This is a genomic window from Pseudomonas sp. 13B_3.2_Bac1 (assembly GCF_025466205.1).
GTDB lineage: Bacteria > Pseudomonadota > Gammaproteobacteria > Pseudomonadales > Pseudomonadaceae > Aquipseudomonas > Aquipseudomonas fluorescens_H.
This window is the reverse complement of record NZ_JANLOG010000057.1, coordinates 59326-78640: the sequence shown is the minus strand read 5'-3', so window position 1 is coordinate 78640 and position 19315 is coordinate 59326. Positions and strand designations below refer to the sequence as shown.

At 60.4% G+C, this 19315-nt stretch carries 16 protein-coding genes; 6 read left to right on the top strand and 10 right to left on the bottom strand.

What is annotated here, in order from left to right; genetic code table 11:
* Positions 1-43: 43 nt before the first annotated feature.
* Positions 44-418, bottom strand: coding sequence for a DUF6124 family protein (locus NTD85_RS09510; protein ID WP_262142016.1), 375 nt, complete (start codon positions 416-418; stop codon positions 44-46).
* Between the two features lie 382 nt (positions 419-800).
* Complete coding sequence (locus NTD85_RS09505) at positions 801-1769, bottom strand: LysR family transcriptional regulator (RefSeq protein WP_123534232.1); 969 nt, start codon at positions 1767-1769, stop codon at positions 801-803.
* 297 nt (positions 1770-2066) lie between these two features.
* Here NTD85_RS09505 and NTD85_RS09500 point away from each other — a divergent pair, with 297 nt between their 5' ends.
* The 4 genes from NTD85_RS09500 (at position 2067) to NTD85_RS09485 (ending at position 6997) form a co-directional block, all read left to right on the top strand.
* Positions 2067-3566: an efflux transporter outer membrane subunit gene (locus NTD85_RS09500; protein ID WP_262142015.1), complete on the top strand. Its 1500-nt coding sequence runs from the start codon at positions 2067-2069 to the stop codon at positions 3564-3566.
* A 171-nt stretch (positions 3567-3737) separates the two neighbouring features.
* Entirely contained in the window at positions 3738-5930 is a 2193-nt protein-coding gene (locus NTD85_RS09495) for an FUSC family protein (protein ID WP_262142014.1), read from the top strand.
* Complete coding sequence (locus tag NTD85_RS09490) at positions 5920-6120, top strand: DUF1656 domain-containing protein (protein WP_003221811.1); 201 nt, start codon at positions 5920-5922, stop codon at positions 6118-6120. The genes NTD85_RS09495 and NTD85_RS09490 overlap by 11 nt, the downstream gene beginning before the upstream one ends.
* Positions 6121-6130: 10 nt before the next feature.
* A complete protein-coding gene (locus NTD85_RS09485; protein WP_262142013.1) occupies positions 6131-6997 on the top strand; it encodes an HlyD family secretion protein in 867 nt (288 codons plus the stop codon).
* A gap of 130 nt (positions 6998-7127) precedes the next feature.
* Here the strand turns inward: NTD85_RS09485 and NTD85_RS09480 are convergent, their stop codons facing one another.
* Together NTD85_RS09480 and NTD85_RS09475 are read right to left on the bottom strand one after the other, a co-directional pair.
* Positions 7128-7526 carry a DUF4440 domain-containing protein gene (locus NTD85_RS09480; RefSeq protein WP_262142012.1) on the bottom strand — a complete coding sequence of 133 codons (399 nt, stop codon included), beginning with the start codon at positions 7524-7526 and terminating at the stop codon, positions 7128-7130.
* Complete coding sequence (locus NTD85_RS09475) at positions 7523-8893, bottom strand: MFS transporter (RefSeq protein ID WP_262142011.1); 1371 nt, start codon at positions 8891-8893, stop codon at positions 7523-7525. Before NTD85_RS09475 ends, NTD85_RS09480 begins: the two co-directional genes overlap by 4 nt.
* Positions 8894-9002: 109 nt before the next feature.
* Between NTD85_RS09475 and NTD85_RS09470 the strand changes: the two genes are divergently transcribed.
* Positions 9003-9911: a LysR family transcriptional regulator gene (locus tag NTD85_RS09470; RefSeq protein WP_262142010.1), complete on the top strand. Its 909-nt coding sequence runs from the start codon at positions 9003-9005 to the stop codon at positions 9909-9911.
* Between the two features lie 62 nt (positions 9912-9973).
* On the opposite strand, the gene NTD85_RS09465 is transcribed toward NTD85_RS09470, so the two are convergent.
* From NTD85_RS09465 to NTD85_RS09455, 3 genes are all read right to left on the bottom strand, one after another.
* Positions 9974-11260 (bottom strand): hypothetical protein, encoded by a 1287-nt coding sequence (locus NTD85_RS09465; protein ID WP_262142009.1) that lies wholly within the window; start codon positions 11258-11260, stop codon positions 9974-9976.
* Between the two features lie 197 nt (positions 11261-11457).
* Complete coding sequence (locus tag NTD85_RS09460) at positions 11458-12282, bottom strand: SDR family oxidoreductase (RefSeq protein ID WP_262142008.1); 825 nt, start codon at positions 12280-12282, stop codon at positions 11458-11460.
* A gap of 36 nt (positions 12283-12318) precedes the next feature.
* Positions 12319-12783, bottom strand: coding sequence for a hypothetical protein (locus tag NTD85_RS09455; RefSeq protein WP_003221822.1), 465 nt, complete (start codon positions 12781-12783; stop codon positions 12319-12321).
* Between the two features lie 183 nt (positions 12784-12966).
* On the opposite strand from NTD85_RS09455, the gene NTD85_RS09450 reads away from it, so the two are divergent.
* A complete protein-coding gene (locus tag NTD85_RS09450; RefSeq protein ID WP_262142007.1) occupies positions 12967-15690 on the top strand; it encodes an RHS repeat domain-containing protein in 2724 nt (907 codons plus the stop codon).
* Between the two features lie 109 nt (positions 15691-15799).
* Here NTD85_RS09450 and NTD85_RS09445 read toward each other — a convergent pair whose 3' ends face one another.
* The 3 genes from NTD85_RS09445 to NTD85_RS09435 all read right to left on the bottom strand — a co-directional run bounded on the left by NTD85_RS09445 (position 15800) and on the right by NTD85_RS09435 (position 19309).
* The gene (locus NTD85_RS09445; protein WP_262142006.1) at positions 15800-17251 is read right to left on the bottom strand and encodes a mannose-1-phosphate guanylyltransferase/mannose-6-phosphate isomerase; all 1452 of its coding nucleotides are present in this window, start codon (positions 17249-17251) and stop codon (positions 15800-15802) included.
* Positions 17252-17465: 214 nt separating this feature from the next.
* A complete protein-coding gene (locus tag NTD85_RS09440; protein WP_007969549.1) occupies positions 17466-18122 on the bottom strand; it encodes an alginate O-acetyltransferase AlgF in 657 nt (218 codons plus the stop codon).
* 14 nt (positions 18123-18136) lie between these two features.
* Positions 18137-19309 carry an alginate O-acetyltransferase gene (locus NTD85_RS09435; RefSeq protein ID WP_262142005.1) on the bottom strand — a complete coding sequence of 391 codons (1173 nt, stop codon included), beginning with the start codon at positions 19307-19309 and terminating at the stop codon, positions 18137-18139.
* Positions 19310-19315 lie beyond the last annotated feature (6 nt).

The window sequence follows — 19315 nt, the reverse complement described above, 5'->3', positions numbered from 1 at the left end:
GGGGCCCCCCCCCCCCCCCCCCCCCCCCCGCTCCCACTATGGCTCAGCTGTGTGCCGCAGATTGGGTGATTTCCACATTATCCAGCACCCGATTCACCGCCAGTTCAGCCAGCATGATGATTTGCTGGATCGCCAGTATCGTCTGTCGCTGCGGGCTGTCTACATAGGCCGCAATGTCGCTGGTCATGATGCTCGCCGAAGCCAGTGATTCGCAGGCGTGAACCAGCAGACTTTCGTTGTCCATGTCGGGGGCGACCTGGAACATGCTGCTGGGTTTGTGGCATCTCACAGCGGCGGCGGACGGTTTCAGGTAGTGGTCGAGGGCGCGTTCGGCGGCGTCGTGGAGTTTTTTTGAATCGAGGGATTCGTAGGGGGAGGTGCTTTCCGCTGGGGGCGGATTGGGTGTGGGTTTGATCATGGTGGAACTCCATTCGGGATGTGAAGTTCGCCACGTACTGCGACCAAGCAATAGGGTGGCGAACCGTACGCAGGTTGGTCGACCAGGGAATGGAAACCCGGCAGGGCCAAGGCCCTCCCACGCACAGCTCGCCATTAAGCAAGCTTAAAAAGTGCGCCATTCTAAACCCGGACGACCAAGTCCGGTCGTTGATTCGTCAACGACCCCCTGAGCCTATCCACCCCACTTCCGAGTCACAACCGTCAAAACCTGTCGGAAAACTCCCTCCAAATCACCGCTTCTGTAGGAGCTGCCGTAGGCTGCGATCTTTTGATTTTTAAACATCAAGGGCAAAAGATCGCAGCCTGCGGCAGCTCCTACAGGTTTAGTGATGTGTTGAAAATCAGTTGGCGACGCGGGCTCCGGCGAGGCTCCCACTCAACTCATAAGCCGCCAGTTCCGCCTGATGCGCCGCCAATATCTCCGGCAGCGACCCGCGCAAATACTCGACCCACGTCTTGATCTTCGCATCCAGGTATTGCCGCGAAGGGTAGATCGCATACAGGTTGAGTTCCTGCGAGCGGTAGTTGGGCATGACGCGCACCAGGGTGCCGTTGCGCAGGCCTTCGATGGCGGCGTAGACCGGCAGGACGCCGACGCCCATGCCGCTGATGATTGCGGTTTTCATCGCGTCGGCGGAGTTCACCAGGAATGGCGAGCTGTTGATGGTGACCATTTCCTGGCCTTCGGGGCCGTCGAAGGCCCATTTTTCCAGGGGGATCACCGGGCTCACCAGACGCAGGCAGGCGTGGTTCAGCAGGTCGCTGGGTTTTTGCGCGCAGCCGTTGGCTTTCACGTAGGCCGGGGAGGCGCAGACGATGCTGTAGGTGATGCCCAGGCGTTGCGAGACGAAGCCCGAATCCGGTAGTTCGCGGGCCAGCACGATGGACACGTCGTAGCCTTCGTCGAGCAGGTCCGGCACACGGTTGGCCATGGTCAGGTCGAAGGTCACGTCCGGGTGGGTCTTGCGGTAGCGGGCGATGGCGTCGATCACGAAGTGCTGGCCGATGCCGGTCATGGTGTGCACTTTCAACTGGCCGGCGGGGCGGGCGTGGGCTTCGCTGGCCTCGGCTTCGGCTTCTTCGACATAGGCCAGGATCTGCTCGCAGCGCAGCAGGTAGCGCTTGCCGGCCTCGGTCAGGGCGATGCGCCGGGTCGTGCGATTGAGCAGGCGGGTTTGCAGGTGGGCTTCCAGGTTGGAGACCGCGCGCGAGACGTTGGCCGTGGTGGTGTCGAGTTGCACGGCGGCGGCGGTGAAGCTGCCGGCTTCGGCCACACAACTGAAGGCGCGCATGTTTTGCAATGTGTCCATGGGGTGCTCTCAAGGGAGATGGCAAATTGTGACACGAAGTTTCAGGGGCTGAGACCCCCGACCAAGGGATTATCTCGTTAACGGTAACAAAGATTCACAGGAATCCCAGCTTATCGCCACCAAGGTGCCCACCTAGAATTGCGCCGCTCCCTGTAGGAGCTGCCGCAGGCTGCGATCTTTTGATTTTGTTTTAAGGGAATCAAGATCAAAAGATCGTCCGAACGCGGCCCGAGCCTTCGGCAGCTCCTACAGAAGGGAACACGCCCCGCCTTACCCCTTTTTCAGGAATTCGCAGCTGTGCCGCGTCGCATCAACAGAGCGCTTTTGCCGCTCAGTGTTCTGGCTTTTACCCTGGGTCTCAGCGGCTGCATCTCAACGCAAGGAATTGCCCCGCATAGCAAGGCATTGGAAGCCGACGCACTGGCCACTGACGACGCCATCGCCCACGCCGCCAAAGACGCCAACTGGCCCACCGCACAATGGTGGCAAGCCTACGGTGACCCGCAACTCAATCACTGGATCGACCTCGCCGTGCAGGGCAGTCCGACCATGGCCATGGCCGCTGCTCGGGTGCGGCAGGCCAAGGCCATGGCCGGTGTCGCCGAAGCGGCCGAGTCGTTGCAGATCAATGGCGAGTCGACACTCAAACGCCACAACTGGCCGACTGACCCGTTCTACGGCCCGGGCGAGCTGTCCAACACCACCACCTGGGACAACAACGCCGCGCTCGGTTTCAGCTATGCCCTCGACCTCTGGGGCCGCGAAAGCAATGCCAGCGAACGCGCGGTGGATCTGGCGCACATGAGCGCCGCCGAAGCGCGGCTGGCGCAGCTGGAATTGCAGAACAACCTCGTGCGCGCCTACATCGAACTGTCGCTGCATTACGCCCAGCGCGACATCGTCGCCGCGACGCTGAAGCAGCAACAGCAGATTCTCGATCTGGCGCAGAAGCGCCTGAACGGCGGAATCGGCACGCACTTCGAAGTCAGTCAGGCCGAAACGCCGCTGCCGGAAACCCATCGGCAACTCGATGCGCTGGACGAAGCAATCGCCCTCAGCCGCAACCAGATCGCCGCGCTGGCGGGCAAAGGCCCAGGCGCGGGTGCGCAGTTGCAGCGGCCGACGCTGGCGCTGGGGGCAGCATTGAAACTGCCGTCGGCATTGCCCGCCGAGTTGCTCGGTCAGCGCCCGGACGTGGTTGCCAGTCGCTGGCAAGTGGCGGCGCAGGCACGCGGGATCGATGTGGCGCACGCCGGTTTCTATCCCAATGTCGATCTGGTCGGCAGCCTCGGCTACATGGCGACCGGTGGCGGGGCGCTGGAGTTTTTGACTGGCAAGAAGCTCAACTACAACGTCGGCCCGGCGATCTCGCTGCCGATCTTCGACGGTGGGCGTTTGCGCAGCGAGTTGGGCGAAGCGTCCGCCGGTTATGACATCGCCGTGGCGCATTACAACCAGACCCTGGTCAATGCGCTGAAGAACATCTCCGACCAGTTGATCCGCCGCGAGTCGATGGACAAGCAGCAAGGCTTCGCCGCCGAGTCGGTGGCCACTGCGCAGAAGACTTACGACATCGCGATGATCGCTTATCAGCGTGGCCTTACCGATTACCTCAATGTGCTCAATGCGCAGACCTTGCTGTTCAAGCAACAGCAAGTGCAGCAGCAGGTGCAGGCGGCGCGGTTGAGTGCGCATGCGGAGTTGGTGACGGCGTTGGGTGGCGGCCTCGGGGCTGGCAATGACGTGCCCACTGCCGAGCAAACAGCAGCCCCGAAAACCCCGGCCCTCCTGCGGTGAACACAATCCCGACGGCATGCGCAAACCTGTGGCGAGGGAGCTTGCTCCCGCTGGGCTGCGCAGCTGCCCCAAAGATCTTGTGAGCGCTGCGCACTCAAGCGGGAGCAAGCTCCCTCGCCACAAGAATTGCGTGATCCACAGACTTTTTCTTCATTTATTGAGCAAGACCAAATGACTCCCTTGCCCGCACCTCTACGCTGGCTCTACTCCCTGGAATGGCGTCGGGGTTTGTTTGACTGGGCGCGCAGTGATGGCGTGACCTGGGTCTACATCTTCAAGGTATTGCTCGCCGCGTTCCTCACACTGTGGCTGGCGATGCGCCTGGAGTTGCCGCAGCCGCGTACGGCGATGATCACCGTGTTCATCGTCATGCAGCCGCAAAGCGGCCATGTGTTCGCCAAGAGTTTCTATCGTTTCCTCGGCACCCTGGCCGGGTCGGCGATGATGGTTACGCTGATCTCGCTGTTCGCGCAGAACACCGAGTTATTCCTCGGTTCGCTGGCGATCTGGGTCGGTATCTGCTCGGCGGGTGCGGCGCGTTGCCGTAACTTTCGCGCTTACGGTTTTGTCCTCGCCGGCTACACCGCGGCGATGGTCGGGTTGCCCGCGCTGGCGCATCCGGACGGTGCGTTCATGGCCGCCGTCTGGCGGGTGCTGGAGATCTCGCTGGGGATTCTCTGCTCGACGGTGGTCAGCGCCGCGATCTTGCCGCAAACCGCCAGCGCGTCGATGCGCAACGCCCTGTATCAGCGCTTCGGCGTGTTCGCGTTGTTCGTTACCGATGGCCTGCGCGGACGCAGCAAAGCCGAGTCGTTCGAAGCGAGCAACGTGCGTTTCATTGCCGAAGCCGTGGGCCTCGAAGGGCTGCGCAGCGTGACCGTTTTCGAAGACCCGCACATGCGTCGGCGCAACGGTCGCCTCAGTCGTTTGAACAGCGAGTTCATGGGTATCACCACCCGCTTCAACGCCCTGCATCAGTTGCTCGAACGCTTGCGCGTGAACGACGAAGAACACGTGGTGGCGGCGATCAGACCGGGCCTGCAGGATCTGGCCGAAGTGCTCGACGGCTTCAGTGGCCGCGCCCTCACCAGCCCGGACGCTGCACGCCTGGCGACGGCACTTGCGACGTACAAGGAGGGCCTGCCGGCGCGGGTGCGCAGTCTGCGTGCAGCCTTTCAGGAGACTGACCCTAGCGACGCCGAGCAACTGGATTTTCACACCGCGTACGAACTGCTCTATCGCTTCGTCGATGACTTGCACAGTTATGCACAGACCCACGCCTCGCTGGCCGATCACCGCCACGAGCGTGAGCGCTGGGACGAGCCGTTCACCCCACAAACCAACTGGTGGGCCGCGGCGGCTTCGGGGATTCGCGCCTCGTTCATCCTGATGGTGCTGGGCAGCTATTGGGTCGCCACCGCGTGGCCGAGCGGTGCGACCATGACCCTGATTGCTGCCGCGACCGTGGGCCTGTCCGCCGCTACGCCGAACCCGAAACGCATGGCTTTTCAAATGGCCTGCGGCACGTTTCTCGGAGCGCTGATCGGCTTCGTCGAGATGTTTTTCATCTTCCCGTGGATCGATGGTTTTCCGCTGCTGTGCGTGATGCTCGCGCCAGTGATCGTGCTCGGCTCGTTCCTCGCTTCGCGGCCGAAATATGCAGGTGTCGGCTTGGGGTTGCTGATCTTCTTCAGCACCGGTTCGGTGCCGGACAACCTGACCATTTACAACCCCTACACCTTCATCAACGACTACATCGCCATGGTCATGGGCATGCTGGTCTGCGCCGCTGCTGGCGCAATCATTCTGCCGCCCAACAGCCGCTGGTTGTGGAAGCGCCTGGAGCAGGATCTGCGCGGCCAGGTTGTCTACGCGATCAGCGGCAAACTCAAGGGCCTGGCGTCGAGTTTCGAGAGTCGTACCCGCGACTTGCTGCATCAGGCTTACGGTCTCGCTGCCGGGCAGCCAACCGTGCAGAAGAACCTGCTGCGCTGGATGTTCGTGGTGCTCGAAGTCGGCCACGCGATCATCGAGTTGCGCAAGGAACAGGCGATTCTCCCGGTGCATCCGACCTATGCCGAATCGCAGCCGTGGCGTCAGGCAATTCGCGTGATGGGCCGGGCGCTGGTGCGACTGTTTCTGCAGCCGAACCCGAGCAACCTGGAACGCGCACTGGTGGCGGTCGATCACGCGATCAGTCGGGTCGCCGCGACCGACGAGCCGTTCGCGCCGCACTTCGACACGTCCGCGTTACGCCGGGTGAAGAGCTATCTGCACTTCATCCGCACCTCGTTGCTCGACCCGCAATCACCACTCGCTGCCTATGCCGTCGCCAAGCCCGAAGGACTTGCCCATGCCTCGTGAAATCGCCTTCCACGGCGTGTACATGCCGACCATGACCCTGATGTTTTTTGTCGCTGCGGCGCTGGCCTGGGCGCTGGACCGGTTCCTCTCGGGGTTCGACCTGTACCGTTTTTTCTGGCACCCGGCGCTGCTGCGTCTGAGCCTGTTTACCTGTCTGTTCGGCGCCATGGCGCTGACTGTCTACCGTTGAGAACGTTCTGATGAAAAAGTTTTTCAGCCTGCTCGCGACCCTGCTGGTGCTGGCCCTGGCGCTGTGGATCGGCCGGACCCTGTGGGAACACTACATGAACACCCCGTGGACCCGTGACGGCCGGGTGCGGGCGGACATCATCAACGTCGCCGCCGACGTCACCGGGGAAGTGGTCGACGTACCGGTGCGCGACAACCAGTTGGTGAAGAAGGGTGACCTGCTGATGCAGATCGACCCCGAGCACTACCGTCTCGCGGTGAAGCAGGCGCAGTCGCTGGTGGCTTCGCGCAAGGCGACGTGGGAGATGCGCAAGGTCAACGCGCATCGCCGCGCCGACCTCGACAATCTGGTGATCTCCAGGGAAAACCGCGACGACGCCAGCAACATCGCCGACGCCGCGCAGGCCGACTATCAACACGCGCAAGCCCAACTGGAAGCCGCCGAACTCAACCTGAAACGCACCGAAGTGCGCGCGGCGGTGGACGGCTACGTGACCAACCTCAACGTGCATCGCGGCGACTACGCGCGCATCGGCGAAGCGAAAATGGCCGTGGTCGACATGAACTCGTTCTGGGTCTACGGCTTCTTCGAAGAGACCAAATTGCCGCACGTGCGCGTAGGCGACAAAGCCGACATGCAACTGATGAGCGGCGAAGTGTTGAAGGGGCATGTGGAGAGTATTTCCCGCGGCATCTACGACCGCGACAACCCGGAAAGCCGCGAGCTGATCGCCGACGTGAACCCGACGTTCAACTGGGTGCGACTGGCGCAGCGGGTGCCAGTGCGCATTCACATCGATGAAGTGCCGGAGGGTGTGTTGTTGGCGGCGGGGATTACTTGCACGGTGGTGGTGAAGCAGGACGCTGTGGATAACTGAAATACCGAGTCGCTTTCATTCGCGAGCAAGCTCGCTCCCACAGGGGGGCCGGGGTGCAGCAAATATCCCTTGTGGGAGCGAGCTTGCTCGCGAAGAGGTCGACTCGTTACTTCAGAAAAGCGCTGAGCAATCATTCAGCGCAAAACGTCTCCTGCAAATGCCGCCACAGCACCCGCCCGGCCTCGGTCTTTTCAAACACCACCGTCGATCGGCGATCGGTGCGCAACCCGCTCGCATCACTCTGCTGCTCGCGATAACTCAGCGTCGCGCCATGCGCATGCAGCGCAATCCCGCGCAGCTCACTGAGCTCGATTCTGAAGCCGATCTTCTTCCCGCCCGCCGACTGAAACAATGCGCGCAAGGCTTCGATATCCAGCGTCCGGCCCAGCGGCGTGACCATGGAAAAATCCGCCGAGAACCGGCTCAGCAAACGCGCAAGTTCCGCCGAATCCTGCTCCACGGCAAACCAGCGTTCGATGACCAAGTGGGCCTGGATCACTTCATCAAAATATTCGTTGTAGTCAATCATGTGGATTTTTCCTGAAGGGGAGGTGAGCTCAAAAGGGCGAGCACTTTGGAGGCATCGAAACGCAGCACCGCGACCACCGGCAACAGCGTGAGCAGCGCGGCGGCGAGAAAGCAGTAGCGGAAACCGTTGCCGCCCAAAACGCCCAACAACGAACTGAGCAGCGCCACGCCGAGGCAGAAACCGAGCTGGCGATTGATGTTCCACAGCGCACTGGAGTGGCCCATTTTTTCCGGCGCGATGCCGACAAACGCCAGGCTCTGCGCGGTCACGCTGCACAGGCTGCCGCCCAGACCCATCAAGGCATAGGCAATGATCAGCGGCGCGGCGGCGGGTTGTTCGATGCGCATCAGCAGGACAATTCCCAGGCACTGCAAAAGCATCCCGGCGATCAGCAACGGCTTGGGGCCGATGCGGTTGAAACTGCGTTTGCCGAGCATGATCGCCACGCCCGAGGCGGCCGCCCAGGACAGCATCAGCGCACCGGTTTGCGCCGCGCCGAAACCGAGGTCGTGCAGGTACAACACGGCAATCATGTTGGTACCGGTAAACACCCCGGGCACGAACAGGTAGATCAGCATCGCCAGGCGCAGCGACGGACTGTTGATCAGTTGCAGGTCGAGCACCGCGTCGGGTTTGTGCCAGCCATCACGCAGGTACAGCCATAAGGTCAGGACGCCGAGCAGCAGAACCCCGGCGGCGAGGTGACGGGTAGCGGCGGCGCTCGCCAGGCTCACGGCAATCAACAACAGACTCAGGGCTGATACGGCCAGCAGCAGACCGAGTAGATCCAGCGTCGGGCGTTCAAGGGTGGCCTGATCCGCTTTCAACCAGAGCAGACCCAATCCGAAGGCCAGCAGCGCCATGGGCAGGTTCAGGTAGAAAATCCAGCGCCATGACAACGCCTCGACGATCAGGCCGCCCGCCGCCGGCGACAGGGCCGGCACCAGCAGTGCGACCATCAGCACCACGCCGGTGAGGTGCGCGCGTTGCGTCGCTGGATATTGCCGATACGCCAAGGCCTGACCGATCGGCAACAGCAAGCCGCCACCGAGTCCTTGCAGCAGGCGCCAGCCGATCAGGCTTTCAATCGACCCGGCCTGGGCCACCAGACCGGAGGCGATGCCGAACACCAGCAACGAGCCGAGAATCAGCCGCCGCTCGCCCAGCCGCGCCGCCAGCCACACGCTCAGCGGAATGATCAGCGTCAGCCCGAGCATGTAGGCGTTGGTGATCCACGCCAGTTGCGTCACGGATGCCTGTAATTCCCGGGCGATGTCCGGGTAGGCGATGCTCGCGGCGAACATGTTCAGCAGGTCGAGGGCAAACCCGAACAGATACACCAGCGCGACTTTCGAGCGATAGGCCATGGCAGCTTCCCTGTGATGAGACGTGCAGGTTAGGGGGCTTAAGGCGTTAGGAAAACGCTGGTTTGCCTGCTAGTTTGTCAAAATAATTTTGACAAGGAGTGCGTGGGACATGGTCAGCCTGGACCGTTTTGACACTTTCAAAGCCGTGGTCGAGGCCGGCTCGTTGACCGCGGCCGCCGATACTCTAGGCCAGACCCGGGCGGTGGTGAGCTTCAATCTCAAGCGCCTGGAAGAAGAACTGGGCGTTACCTTGCTCACGCGCAACACGCGGCAACTGGCCCTGACCGATGCCGGCGAGCGTTTTTATCGACGCTGTCTGCGCACCCTCGACGAAGCACGACTGGCGATCGAGGAAGCGCGCTCCGAGCATTCGCAACTCAAGGGCACGTTGCGCATCACCACCACCGTGGAATTCGCCCTGGCCCAAGTGGTGCCGGCGCTGGAGGTGTTCCGTCAGCAACAGCCGCAACTGAACATTCATCTGTCGACGTCCTCGACCCATGCCGATCTGATCTCTGAACGCTTTGACATGGCGATTCGTCTGGGGCGCATGCACGACTCCAATCTGCGCGCGGTGCAGTTGTCGACGTTCGAGGTGTTTGCGGTGGCGGCGCCGCAGCTGGTCGAGCGCTTCGCGCCGGTTGCCACGCTGGCGACGCTGGAGTCGATGCCGACGCTGGGCCACGGCCGAGTCCCTGAGATGACCGTGACCGAGCCGACCGGGACCGAGCATTTCTACCAGCCAAAACCGGGTACCACCGCCATCGTCGCCGACAATTCGGCGACGCTCAGGGCGTTTGCGCTGACCGGGCAAGGCGTGGCGATTTTGCCGCAATGGCTGATTCAGGAGGATCTGGCAGCCGGGCGACTGGTACGGTTGCTGGCCGATTACCGTTTTGCTCAGCAGGGTGTTTACGCGCTGTATCCGGATACCCGGCATTTGCCGCTGAAGGTGCGGGCGTTTATTGATTTCATGAAGGGCTGGGGGGGAAGGAGCAAACTATCCGCACCGACGTGAACCCGGCTTGATAATCGCGAGCACGCGCCCATCCCCGAAATGTCGAGGATGGGCATCGATGATCAACCGAAAAATCCCCAAAGATTGCCGTATGGGCCGCCGACTCCGGTGACGTTACCGGCAAATATGAATTTCTCATCGGCGCGTGGTTGCAGGAAAATCGACGCGGGCATGGCCGACGTGTCCCTGCTCAGAAAGCCATTTGTGCCAAATTCTTTGTCAAGGTCGCCAGTGCCAAGAAAACGAGCGATGTGGGTTTCCAGGTCACTGCCCGCTACGGTGATTCTGTTCTCGCTGTCGATGAAACCTGCGCACCAGTTGTCTCCTGTGTGCTTTTCAAGAAGGGTCAGTAACGGTTCGCCTCGGTTGAAATGAGGGTTTGGCTTGCCGTTTTCATCCATTTTGACCAGGAGCCCGTGCATGCTTTGCCCGGCTCGCCTTGAGTGACCCAGCCCGAAAAAACCTCCTTCCGCTGTTTTCACCAGACCCTGCACGGTGCTGTCGCTGTGTGTGAGGTTCAGCAAGTGGACTCCGGGCGTGCTGGGGTTGCCGTAGCTTTTATCCATGCTGCCGTCAGGGTTGAGACGGGCAAAGTAACCCTGCGTTCTTTCTGCACGAGTGGCGCTGCCGGCGATCAGGATCTTCCCGGAGTCGAGCAGGTGCATTGCCGAAATCGATGTCGCGGAGACCGTAGCGTGAAGTTTGATGTCGAGGCGTCCATCGCTGGCGAAATCCTTGTCCGGTTGTCCCTTTTCAGTCACGCGATACAGCACGGCATGAGTTCTTTCCGGGGCGCCCATGACGTGATAGGTCGCACCGACGACGATCATGCCATCCGCTTGCACTGCCACATTGCCTGTGTCTGAGAGGCAATTCTCCGTCGGTAGATTTCGCAGGATCAGTTTGCCCTGGGTCGCAAAGTCCAGGTCCTGCACGCCGTTTTCGTTGAAACGTCCCAACACCAGGTGCACGGGCGGAGACTCGGTGTCGTCATCTATAGTGGTTCCGCCCTGCATATAGATCCATGACCCATGCATCGCCACTTTGCCGCCTAATGCGTCAAACCGCTTATAGAACTTGTTGAAGGTGAAGCCTTTGCTCGCAAAGGTCGGATCCAGCCTGCCATCTTCATTCAGGCGTGCCAGCCCATAGTAGGACGAGGTGTAGAGTACGGCCTCGTCGTCATGGGAGACAGTGATGCCGAGGAGGAGTTTTCCCGTGGGCAACCGGTAAAGGCCTTTGATTTGTCGATCATTCCCGTTTGCGTGCGGCAAAATCGCGAGGGTCACAACGCCCTTTTCACCAAAGCTCGGATCGATGTCGCCAGGTTTACGCTCGAAAGTACTCATTATTTTCACCGATTGATGTACGGATGCTCGCGAGTGTGAGCGTCTTGCATCGAGTCTGCTCTGCTTGTGAAATCAGCGTCTACTGTCAGAGTTGACAGGTGGTGAAGGGCCGTGGGGGGGAGTAAGGTGAGTGCCCGAGGCGCACGTTGCTCAGGCTTTGTGTCTTCCCAGCGTGGAGCGTGACTGTCGAGGCTGAATCAGAGCTTCCCGCGCAACCCGAACCGCTTCTTCAACGTCGACTCCAGCAACCCCTTCGGCAACAACGTCGCCAGCAACGGCAACGCCCGACTGCCATTACCAATGCGGATCAAGCGTGGCGGTGTGTCCCGCTGCACAGCCTTGAGCAGTTCAGCCGCAAACTCGGTAGCCGGGGTCGGCTTGTCCTGCGAGGCCTTGGCCCGCGCGCGAATCCCCTCTCGCAGCGGAAACCACGGCGACTGCTCGTTGATCAACTGCTCGGCTTCGTGCCCGGCATTCTTGGCGAAGCTCGACTGAATCGCCCCCGGCTGGACCTCCATCACGCGAATGCCGAACGGCGCCAGTTCCATGCGCAAGGCATCGCTCAGCGCATGCACCGCCGCTTTCGACGCACAGTAGGCGCCGGCGAATGGCGTGACCAGAACGCCCGAAACACTGCCGATGTTCACTACCAGCCCCTTGGCCCGGCGCAGCACCGGGAACAGTGCGCGAGTGACGCCGACAATCGAGAACACGTTGGTCTCGAACTGGCGTTGCATGGCCGGCACGCCGCCATCGAGCAGCGGCCCCATGGCGCCATAACCGGCATTGTTGATCAGCACGTCGAGGCCACCGTGTTGCTGGTTGATGCGTTCCGCGAGTTGTTCCAGCGCCACGCTGTCATTGACGTCCAGCGGGATCGCGGTGAACCCGGCGGTGGTCAGCGCCGCGACGTCTTCACTCTTGCGCGCAGTGGCCCAGACTTCGTAACCGGCGCCTTTGAAGGCGTCGGCGAGGGCGCGGCCAATGCCGCTGGAGCAACCGGTAATCAACGCAACGGGCATGGCGCATTCCTTGTGCAAAAAAGTGGAGGAGGGGGATCAGTCGGAGAAACTGCCTTGCAAGCGCTCGGCGCGAAACTCCAGGGTTTGCGGGCGATAACCGGGACGCAGCGGTGGCATCGGCAGGCAGTCTTCCCAGTCGCCGCCGGCCTGCAGTTCGCCGGGACCGCGATAGCGCGGGGCGGTGTATTGGTTGTCGGCCAGATTGACCGTGTCACCGGGCGCGTAGGCTGCAATGCGCCAGCGCAGTTCGGTCAGCGGCACATCGTTGCCGTTTTTCATTTTCAGTTGCAGCGGTCGATCCGCCGGGCACTGTTCAGGCGCATAGACAATGCGCATTTCCAGACGCGCCAGTTGCTTGAGTTCGCGGTTGTCCAGCCACACCACCCAGACCGCGACCAAACCCAGACCAACGGCGGCCGCGACGGACACCGGCACGGCCTTGGCCGGATAGCGCAACAACAGGATCAGCCAGGTGATGACCAGCAAAACGCCGATGAACATGTTTGAACGCTCCTTGAACTCGTGAGCACCATCCTACCGAAGGGGCGCGGGAATGGATATTCGCCGAGCAAAGCGTGACGCCATTGGTCGGGACTGTAATTTCTGACAGTTGTTGAGCATGCGTTGTGCCTGCTCAAATTCCGGAGGTTCGAACAACGCCGCTCGCACGGGGAGGGACTTTTCATGAGCTTGCACATCAATACGCCGAGGGTGTCTGTGTTCGACCCGCGCGGTTTGTTGGTTCGCACGGTCGACTATTGTCGAGCTATCGAGGACGGCCCTGTCGCCCCCCGGATCAACCGCATCCTTCATGACCCGGCGGGGCATGCGGTTAAACAGTGGGATCCGCGGCTTTGGCTGTCGCAGGTCGACGACCCGCTGACGCCGGCCAATCTGATACGAGTGTTTACCTTGGGCGCCTCGGTGATTCGTTCGGACAGTGTCGATACCGGCACGCAAATCGAGTTGAAGGGGCTCGCCACGCAAACGGTATTCAGTTGGGACAGCCGTCAGACGCGACGCGACATTGAGTACGATGCCTTGCTTCGACCCGTTGCGATATTCGAACAAGGGGCAAGCGAGGCGCGGCATTGCGGCGAGCGATTGACCTACGGTCATCCCGGCAGCGGCGATCTGGCGCAAAATCATTACGGTCAACTGATCCGTCATGATCACCCGGCCGGCAGCGTACTGTTCAACCGATTTGCAATTAGCGGCGAATGTACCGAGGACACCCGCCACTTCACTCAGGATCCGTTGGCACCTGACTGGCCTAAGTCGGAGGCGGATCGTCAGCGGCTGCTGGAGCCAGGCGCCGGTGCGACATCGCGCTGGCGCCATGGTGCGCTGGGGGATGTGCTGGAACAGACGGATGCCCGAGAAAACCGGCATACATTCGCGCTGACCGTCGATGGCCACTTGCGCGAGCGCCGCTTGCAGTTGAAGGGGGAACCCGAGCAGACCCTGGTCAGGGACATCCACTACAACGCGCAAGGCAATGTCACGCAGGAAACCGCCGGCAACGGTGTACAAACCACCCGGACGTATAGCCCCGAAGACAATCGCCTGTTGGTTCAGCGGACTGAAGACGCTGATGGTCTTGTGCTGCAACATTTGAGTTATGGATACGACCGGGTAGGCAATGTCCTGAGTATCGAAGACAAGTCACTGCCGATCCGTTACTTCGCCAACCAGCGCATCGACCCGGTCAGTCGCTTTGTCTACGACAGTCTTTACCAGTTGACCAAGGCGTCCGGTTGGGAGGCCGGCGCAGTCAATCGTGGCCCGCAATCGATGGGCCGCATCGATCCGGGGGCGGTCAGCAACTATCAACAGACTTACGAATATGATCCCGGCGGCAACCTGTGCAACCTGATTCATGTCGGTGCACAAAGCCACGGGCGCAAACTGCAGCCGGCGCGTTATAGCAACCGCTCTTTGCCTTACGTGGACGTCATTCCCGGTGAGGCAGAAATCGAAGCTGCCTACGACCGCAGAGGCAACCTGCTGACGCTGGAGTCAGGGCGGGTACTGAACTGGAACCTGCGCAATCAACTGCAAACGGTCCGTCCGGTGGAGCGTGCCTCAGGTATCAATGATCATGAGGTCTATCTGTACGATGGTGGCAGCCAGCGGGTACGCAAGGTCCGTTCGTTGCGAACTGGCGTCCGAAGCCTGATTGCCGACGTACGCTATTTGCCCGGGCTGGAGTTGCGCACCGATAACGGTACCGGCGAACGGTTGCAGATCATCGTTACCGACAACGCTCGAGTACAGCATTGGGAGAGCCCGCCGCCTTCGGGAGTCAACAATCGATGGCGATACCAACATATCGATCACTTGGGTTCGGTTAGTCTGGAAACTGCCGGTGACGGTACGTTGATTGGTCGGGAGAAGTATCACCCGTTCGGTACCAGCGCTTGGCAGAACGGCGAACTCAGCTACAAATTCGTCCGTTATTCAGGCAAGGAGCGTGATGCGACCGGACTTGATTACTACGGTCACCGCTACTACATCTCTTGGTTGCAAAAATGGAGCAGTCCGGACCCGGCGGGGGAAGTGGATGGTATGAACCTGTACCGGATGGTCAGAAATAACCCCGGTACGTTGATCGATGCAGATGGACGCAGGCCGCAGCTTCCAGAGCAATCCGGTCCTCCAGGACCGCCAGCATTGCCACCCCCGCCGCCACCTGTCTCAGGCATACCTCCCCCTTTACCGGGAGCAGCCTCCCGACCATTGACCACTAAAAAATGGGTCATTAAAGAAGATCCGGCATTGTATAAACAACAAGGGGGTGAATATCCTTATTATTCTTCATTCACAATTGCTCTTCAGAAGCTCAATATTGAGCACTACAGTTCAGTTGACGATATAAAGCAGTTTGTAGATGTATGGCGGGAAGTTGGACGAAATATGACTCCTCCCGCCAGGAATATCGATAATGACAAAGCTTTGGAAGTTCAGGGTGTTTTAGGGAAAATAGATGAAGAATGGCCAAGTTATCATCGTGCGGATGTAAAGGAGCTTTTCCGAGGAGACACAACAGCCATATTGAATAGCTACCCATGGCTTGCCGAGTTTGTAGAGAGCGTCGGAGACGATGCTACAGAAAGCATACTGAATGTAAACATCCGCTCTCAGTTGATAATGTCAACATCCAAAGACCCAGGCATGGGCTACGTGTCCGGTAAATCCATAATGTGGCACTTTGAGGTGGAACCTGGACATGCAGGTGTTTCTGAGGGGTTGTATGCATCCGAGGGAGAAGTAACGTTTCCAATGTATAACAAAGTTAAAGTAGTTTCCGTGCAACACATTCCAAAAGGAAGGTCCTACATGGATAACACCGCACGATTCGGGACGGCACATAGATACGTGATAAAAGCAAAAATGTTACCCCGTTGATTATCAGAACAAGCGTTGGAGGAATGTGAACAGGCCAAAAAAGCCCCCGCCCAACCCACTGCGGATGGGGACGCAGCGGGCTGGACGGGGGCTTCTTATTGCGGGGTGATCACTGCGCGATGGTTTTCACCGACACGCCGCGTTCGATCGGGGTGGAACGACCGTAGATGTCCTCGAAACGCTCGATATCGTCTTCGCCGAGGTAGCTGCCCGATTGCACTTCGATGATTTCCAGCGGGATCTTGCCCGGGTTGCGCAGGCGGTGCACCGAGGCGATCGGGATGTAGGTCGACTGGTTTTCGCAGAGCAGGAACACGTTGTCATCGCAGGTCACTTCGGCGGTGCCGCTGACCACGATCCAGTGCTCGGCGCGGTGGTGGTGCATCTGCAGCGACAGGCATGCGCCCGGTTTGACCGAGATGTGCTTGACCTGGAAACGCCCGCCCATGTCCACCGAGTCGTAGGAGCCCCACGGACGATAGACCTCGCAATGGTTCTGGGTTTCGCTGCGGCCCTGCTCGTTGAGGGTGTTGACCATCTGCTTGACGCCCTGAACCTTGTCCTTGTGCGCGATCATCATCGCGTCCTTGGTCTCGACCACGACGATGTTTTCCAGACCGATCACCGACACCAGTTTGCCGTTGCCGTGGATCATGCAGTTTTTGCTGTCCTGGATCACCACGTCGCCCTTGCTGACGTTGCCGTTGGCATCCTTCTCGTTGACTTCCCACAGTGACGACCAGCAACCGACATCGCTCCAGCCGGCGCTCAGCGGCACCACGCAGGCGCGCTGGGTTTTTTCCATCACCGAGTAGTCGATGGAGTTGTCCGGGCAGCAGGCGAAAGTGGCTTCGTCCAGCGTGACGGTGTCGGCGTCCTGTTGGCTGCGCTCGAGGGTCAGCAGGCAGGTGTCGTAGATGTCCGGATCGTGCTTTTTCAGCTCTTCGAGGAAGCGGCTGGCGCGGAACAGGAACATGCCGCTGTTCCAGTAGTAGCCGCCGGATTCAACGTACTCGGTGGCACGTTTGACGTCGGGTTTTTCGACGAAGTGCGAGACGCGGCTGACGCCTTCGGGCAGCAGCGAATCGCTGGTGGATTTGATGTAGCCGTAGCCGGTTTCCGGTTTGGTCGCCGGCACGCCGAACAGCACCATTTCGCCGTTTTCGGCGGCGACGGTGGCCAGGGCCAATGCGCGTTGCAGGGCTTTCTGGTCTTCCAGCACGTGGTCGGCCGGCAGCACCAGCATCAGTTCGTCACGCCCTTCGTTGACCAGCATCATCGCGGTCAGCGCCACGGCTGGCGCGGTGTTGCGGCCGAACGGCTCCATCAGGATGCGCTGGCATTCGAGATTACGGTTGGCCAACTGTTCGTTGACGATGAAGCGGTGATCCTTGTTGCAGACCACGATGGGTGTGTCCATGCCTTCGAACACCAGACGCTCCAGGGTTTGCTGAAACAGCGTGTGTTCACCGGTCAGGGCGAGGAATTGTTTAGGGAATTGCTTGCGCGAAAGCGGCCAAAGACGTGAACCGCTACCACCTGACAAGATCACCGGAATCATATTGTTACTCCATAAAATCGATTGGTTAGAGGCACGAACGCTGTGTCGTTTCACTCTTGTTTTTGTCTCGTATCCGAACTGACAACCCGGTCGCAGGGTGGGAGGGGGCTTGCTCCCGAAGGCGGTGTATCAGTCGACATAGCTGTTGAATGTCAGACCGCTTTCGCGAGCAAGCCCGCTCCCACAGTGGGCGCGGGGTCAGTCTGGAAAATAATTAGCGGGTCGACACCGGGCGTTTCACCCAGACTGGCGACAGGCTGCTGCCGGAACCGGTGACGTACAGCACCGCTGCCTCACCACGCTCCAGAGCGACCGGTTTCACGTCGCCGACTTTCTTGTCGCCTTCGTACAGCGCCAGGCTGACTTTCACCGGGTTGATTTCACGTTCGCCACGGCCCTTGGCCGCCACGTTCGGCACCACGTCGGTCTTGCCGTCGGCGGTCTTCAGGGTCAGCGGCTTGTCGCTGAGGTTCTGCACGCGCACCAGGGATTTCTGCTTGTTCTTGAACGGTGGTTCTTCGATCAGTTGCGGCGCGCCGGAAGCGTTGTTGACCAGGGTGTAGTAGTGGTCACCGGCAAGTTTCACCGGCAGGGTCTGGCTGCCGACCTTGGCGCTGTAGTCACCGCCCGGCATGAAGCTGAAGTCGCTGCTGGCCAGTGGCGCAACGTCGCTTAGGTTAGTGCTGCCGACGGTGGCGCTGACTTCGGCGTTGCTGGCGTTGTAGACCCGCACGAAGGTCGAGCCTTTCGGTGCGGTCGGGCCGTACAGCGCGGCGTCACCACCGGCGAACGCCTGGACGGAGAGCACGCTGAGGCCAGCAACCAGTGCGAAGCGTTTTGCGAGACGACGAGGAGTAGTCGTGAAAGTCATGGTGTACCTCTCTTTCAGTTTTGCGCCCGGTCGGGCGTCTCGGATTTAGTGTTTACAGCTACGTTTTGTTGGCGAGCACCGGCTTGTTTGAGCTCTGCGACCCACTGCGGGTCGGCGTCGCCGATTTCGTTGTTCACAGGCAGATATCGTTCAGGAAACTCCCAGATCAGCACCTGTGGCGGGCTGTTCTTGAAGTCATCGCTTTTCAGGTAGCTGAGCATCGGCAGGATCGGGCCGTGGCCGTCTTCGGCGTAGTTGACGACGTCGCTGTGCAGCGCTTGTTTCAGCGCACCGACGAAGTTCCAGTTGGGGTTGGCGCTGTAGCTGGTGCCGATCAGTGCGACCGGTACTTCGCTGCTGGCGAACAGCGCGTCGTCACCGGCAGGTTGCTCGGCCGCCACGGTGTTGCGCTTCTGCAGCGGCTCTTGCGCCGGCATCAGGTTTTCAAACAGCGGATCCAGTGGCAGGAACAGACGCAGGTCGCCCTTGTGCGTGACCTTCTCCGCTGGCGTGGTGACAAAGCGCTGCGGCTCGCCGCTGAGCGGGAACTTGGCGGCGATGGTTTTCGCCAGGGTGTTGGCGGCGATCTCGGCGCCTTCAGGCGTCCAGTGGGTGTCGGTGCGCAGGAACACTTGCTGACCGTTCTGCTTGGCCTGTTGCAGCGGGCCGAGCAAGTCCGGGGCGAGGATCTTGTCCGCCGCGACACGGGCATGGAAGTCCTGATAGAGGTTGGCGTGGATGCTCGCCGGTTTCACTTCACCCAGGTGTTCCGGGTACAGGCGCACCTTGGCCGGGACGATCGCCATCACCAGTTTCACGCCTTTGGCTTTGAGGGTCTGGCGCACGCCTTCGACCAGCGCGTAGTTGCCTTGCAGGTTCAGTTCTTCGTTGACGATCGGGTTGAATTCCTCGTCGCTGTACAGCCACTGATCGCGACCGAGCACCACGCCCGGACGACCTTCGTTGAACAGTTTGAAATCCAGTGCCGCCCAGAGATTGGTGCCCAGACGCTTGATCGGAAACTGATCGTCGTAGTGGGTTTCCACGGCTTTGCTCCAGCGACCGTTGAGCACTGTCGCATCGGCGTTGGTGCTGAAGCCGAAGAAGCTGCGCACCGACCACAGACCGAGCACCAGCAGGGTCAGCAGAAACAGCGCGATGTAGAAGATGCGTAATGAGCGGGTCATGTCAGA

What these genes read in the sequence shown, in the direction of transcription:
- NTD85_RS09470 (WP_262142010.1), top strand. Translation starts at nt 9,003, where the DNA reads ATGGTCAGCCTGGACCGTTTTGACACTTTCAAAGCCGTGGTCGAGGCC.
- NTD85_RS09460 (WP_262142008.1), bottom strand. Translation starts at nt 12,282, where the DNA reads ATGCCCGTTGCGTTGATTACCGGTTGCTCCAGCGGCATTGGCCGCGCC.
- NTD85_RS09495 (WP_262142014.1), top strand. Translation starts at nt 3,738, where the DNA reads ATGACTCCCTTGCCCGCACCTCTACGCTGGCTCTACTCCCTGGAATGG.
- NTD85_RS09475 (WP_262142011.1), bottom strand. Translation starts at nt 8,893, where the DNA reads ATGGCCTATCGCTCGAAAGTCGCGCTGGTGTATCTGTTCGGGTTTGCC.
- NTD85_RS09445 (WP_262142006.1), bottom strand. Translation starts at nt 17,251, where the DNA reads ATGATTCCGGTGATCTTGTCAGGTGGTAGCGGTTCACGTCTTTGGCCG.
- NTD85_RS09490 (WP_003221811.1), top strand. Translation starts at nt 5,920, where the DNA reads ATGCCTCGTGAAATCGCCTTCCACGGCGTGTACATGCCGACCATGACC.
- NTD85_RS09455 (WP_003221822.1), bottom strand. Translation starts at nt 12,783, where the DNA reads ATGTTCATCGGCGTTTTGCTGGTCATCACCTGGCTGATCCTGTTGTTG.
- NTD85_RS09485 (WP_262142013.1), top strand. Translation starts at nt 6,131, where the DNA reads ATGAAAAAGTTTTTCAGCCTGCTCGCGACCCTGCTGGTGCTGGCCCTG.
- NTD85_RS09510 (WP_262142016.1), bottom strand. Translation starts at nt 418, where the DNA reads ATGATCAAACCCACACCCAATCCGCCCCCAGCGGAAAGCACCTCCCCC.
- NTD85_RS09435 (WP_262142005.1), bottom strand. Translation starts at nt 19,309, where the DNA reads ATGACCCGCTCATTACGCATCTTCTACATCGCGCTGTTTCTGCTGACC.
- NTD85_RS09450 (WP_262142007.1), top strand. Translation starts at nt 12,967, where the DNA reads ATGAGCTTGCACATCAATACGCCGAGGGTGTCTGTGTTCGACCCGCGC.
- NTD85_RS09465 (WP_262142009.1), bottom strand. Translation starts at nt 11,260, where the DNA reads ATGAGTACTTTCGAGCGTAAACCTGGCGACATCGATCCGAGCTTTGGT.
- NTD85_RS09440 (WP_007969549.1), bottom strand. Translation starts at nt 18,122, where the DNA reads ATGACTTTCACGACTACTCCTCGTCGTCTCGCAAAACGCTTCGCACTG.
- NTD85_RS09480 (WP_262142012.1), bottom strand. Translation starts at nt 7,526, where the DNA reads ATGATTGACTACAACGAATATTTTGATGAAGTGATCCAGGCCCACTTG.
- NTD85_RS09505 (WP_123534232.1), bottom strand. Translation starts at nt 1,769, where the DNA reads ATGGACACATTGCAAAACATGCGCGCCTTCAGTTGTGTGGCCGAAGCC.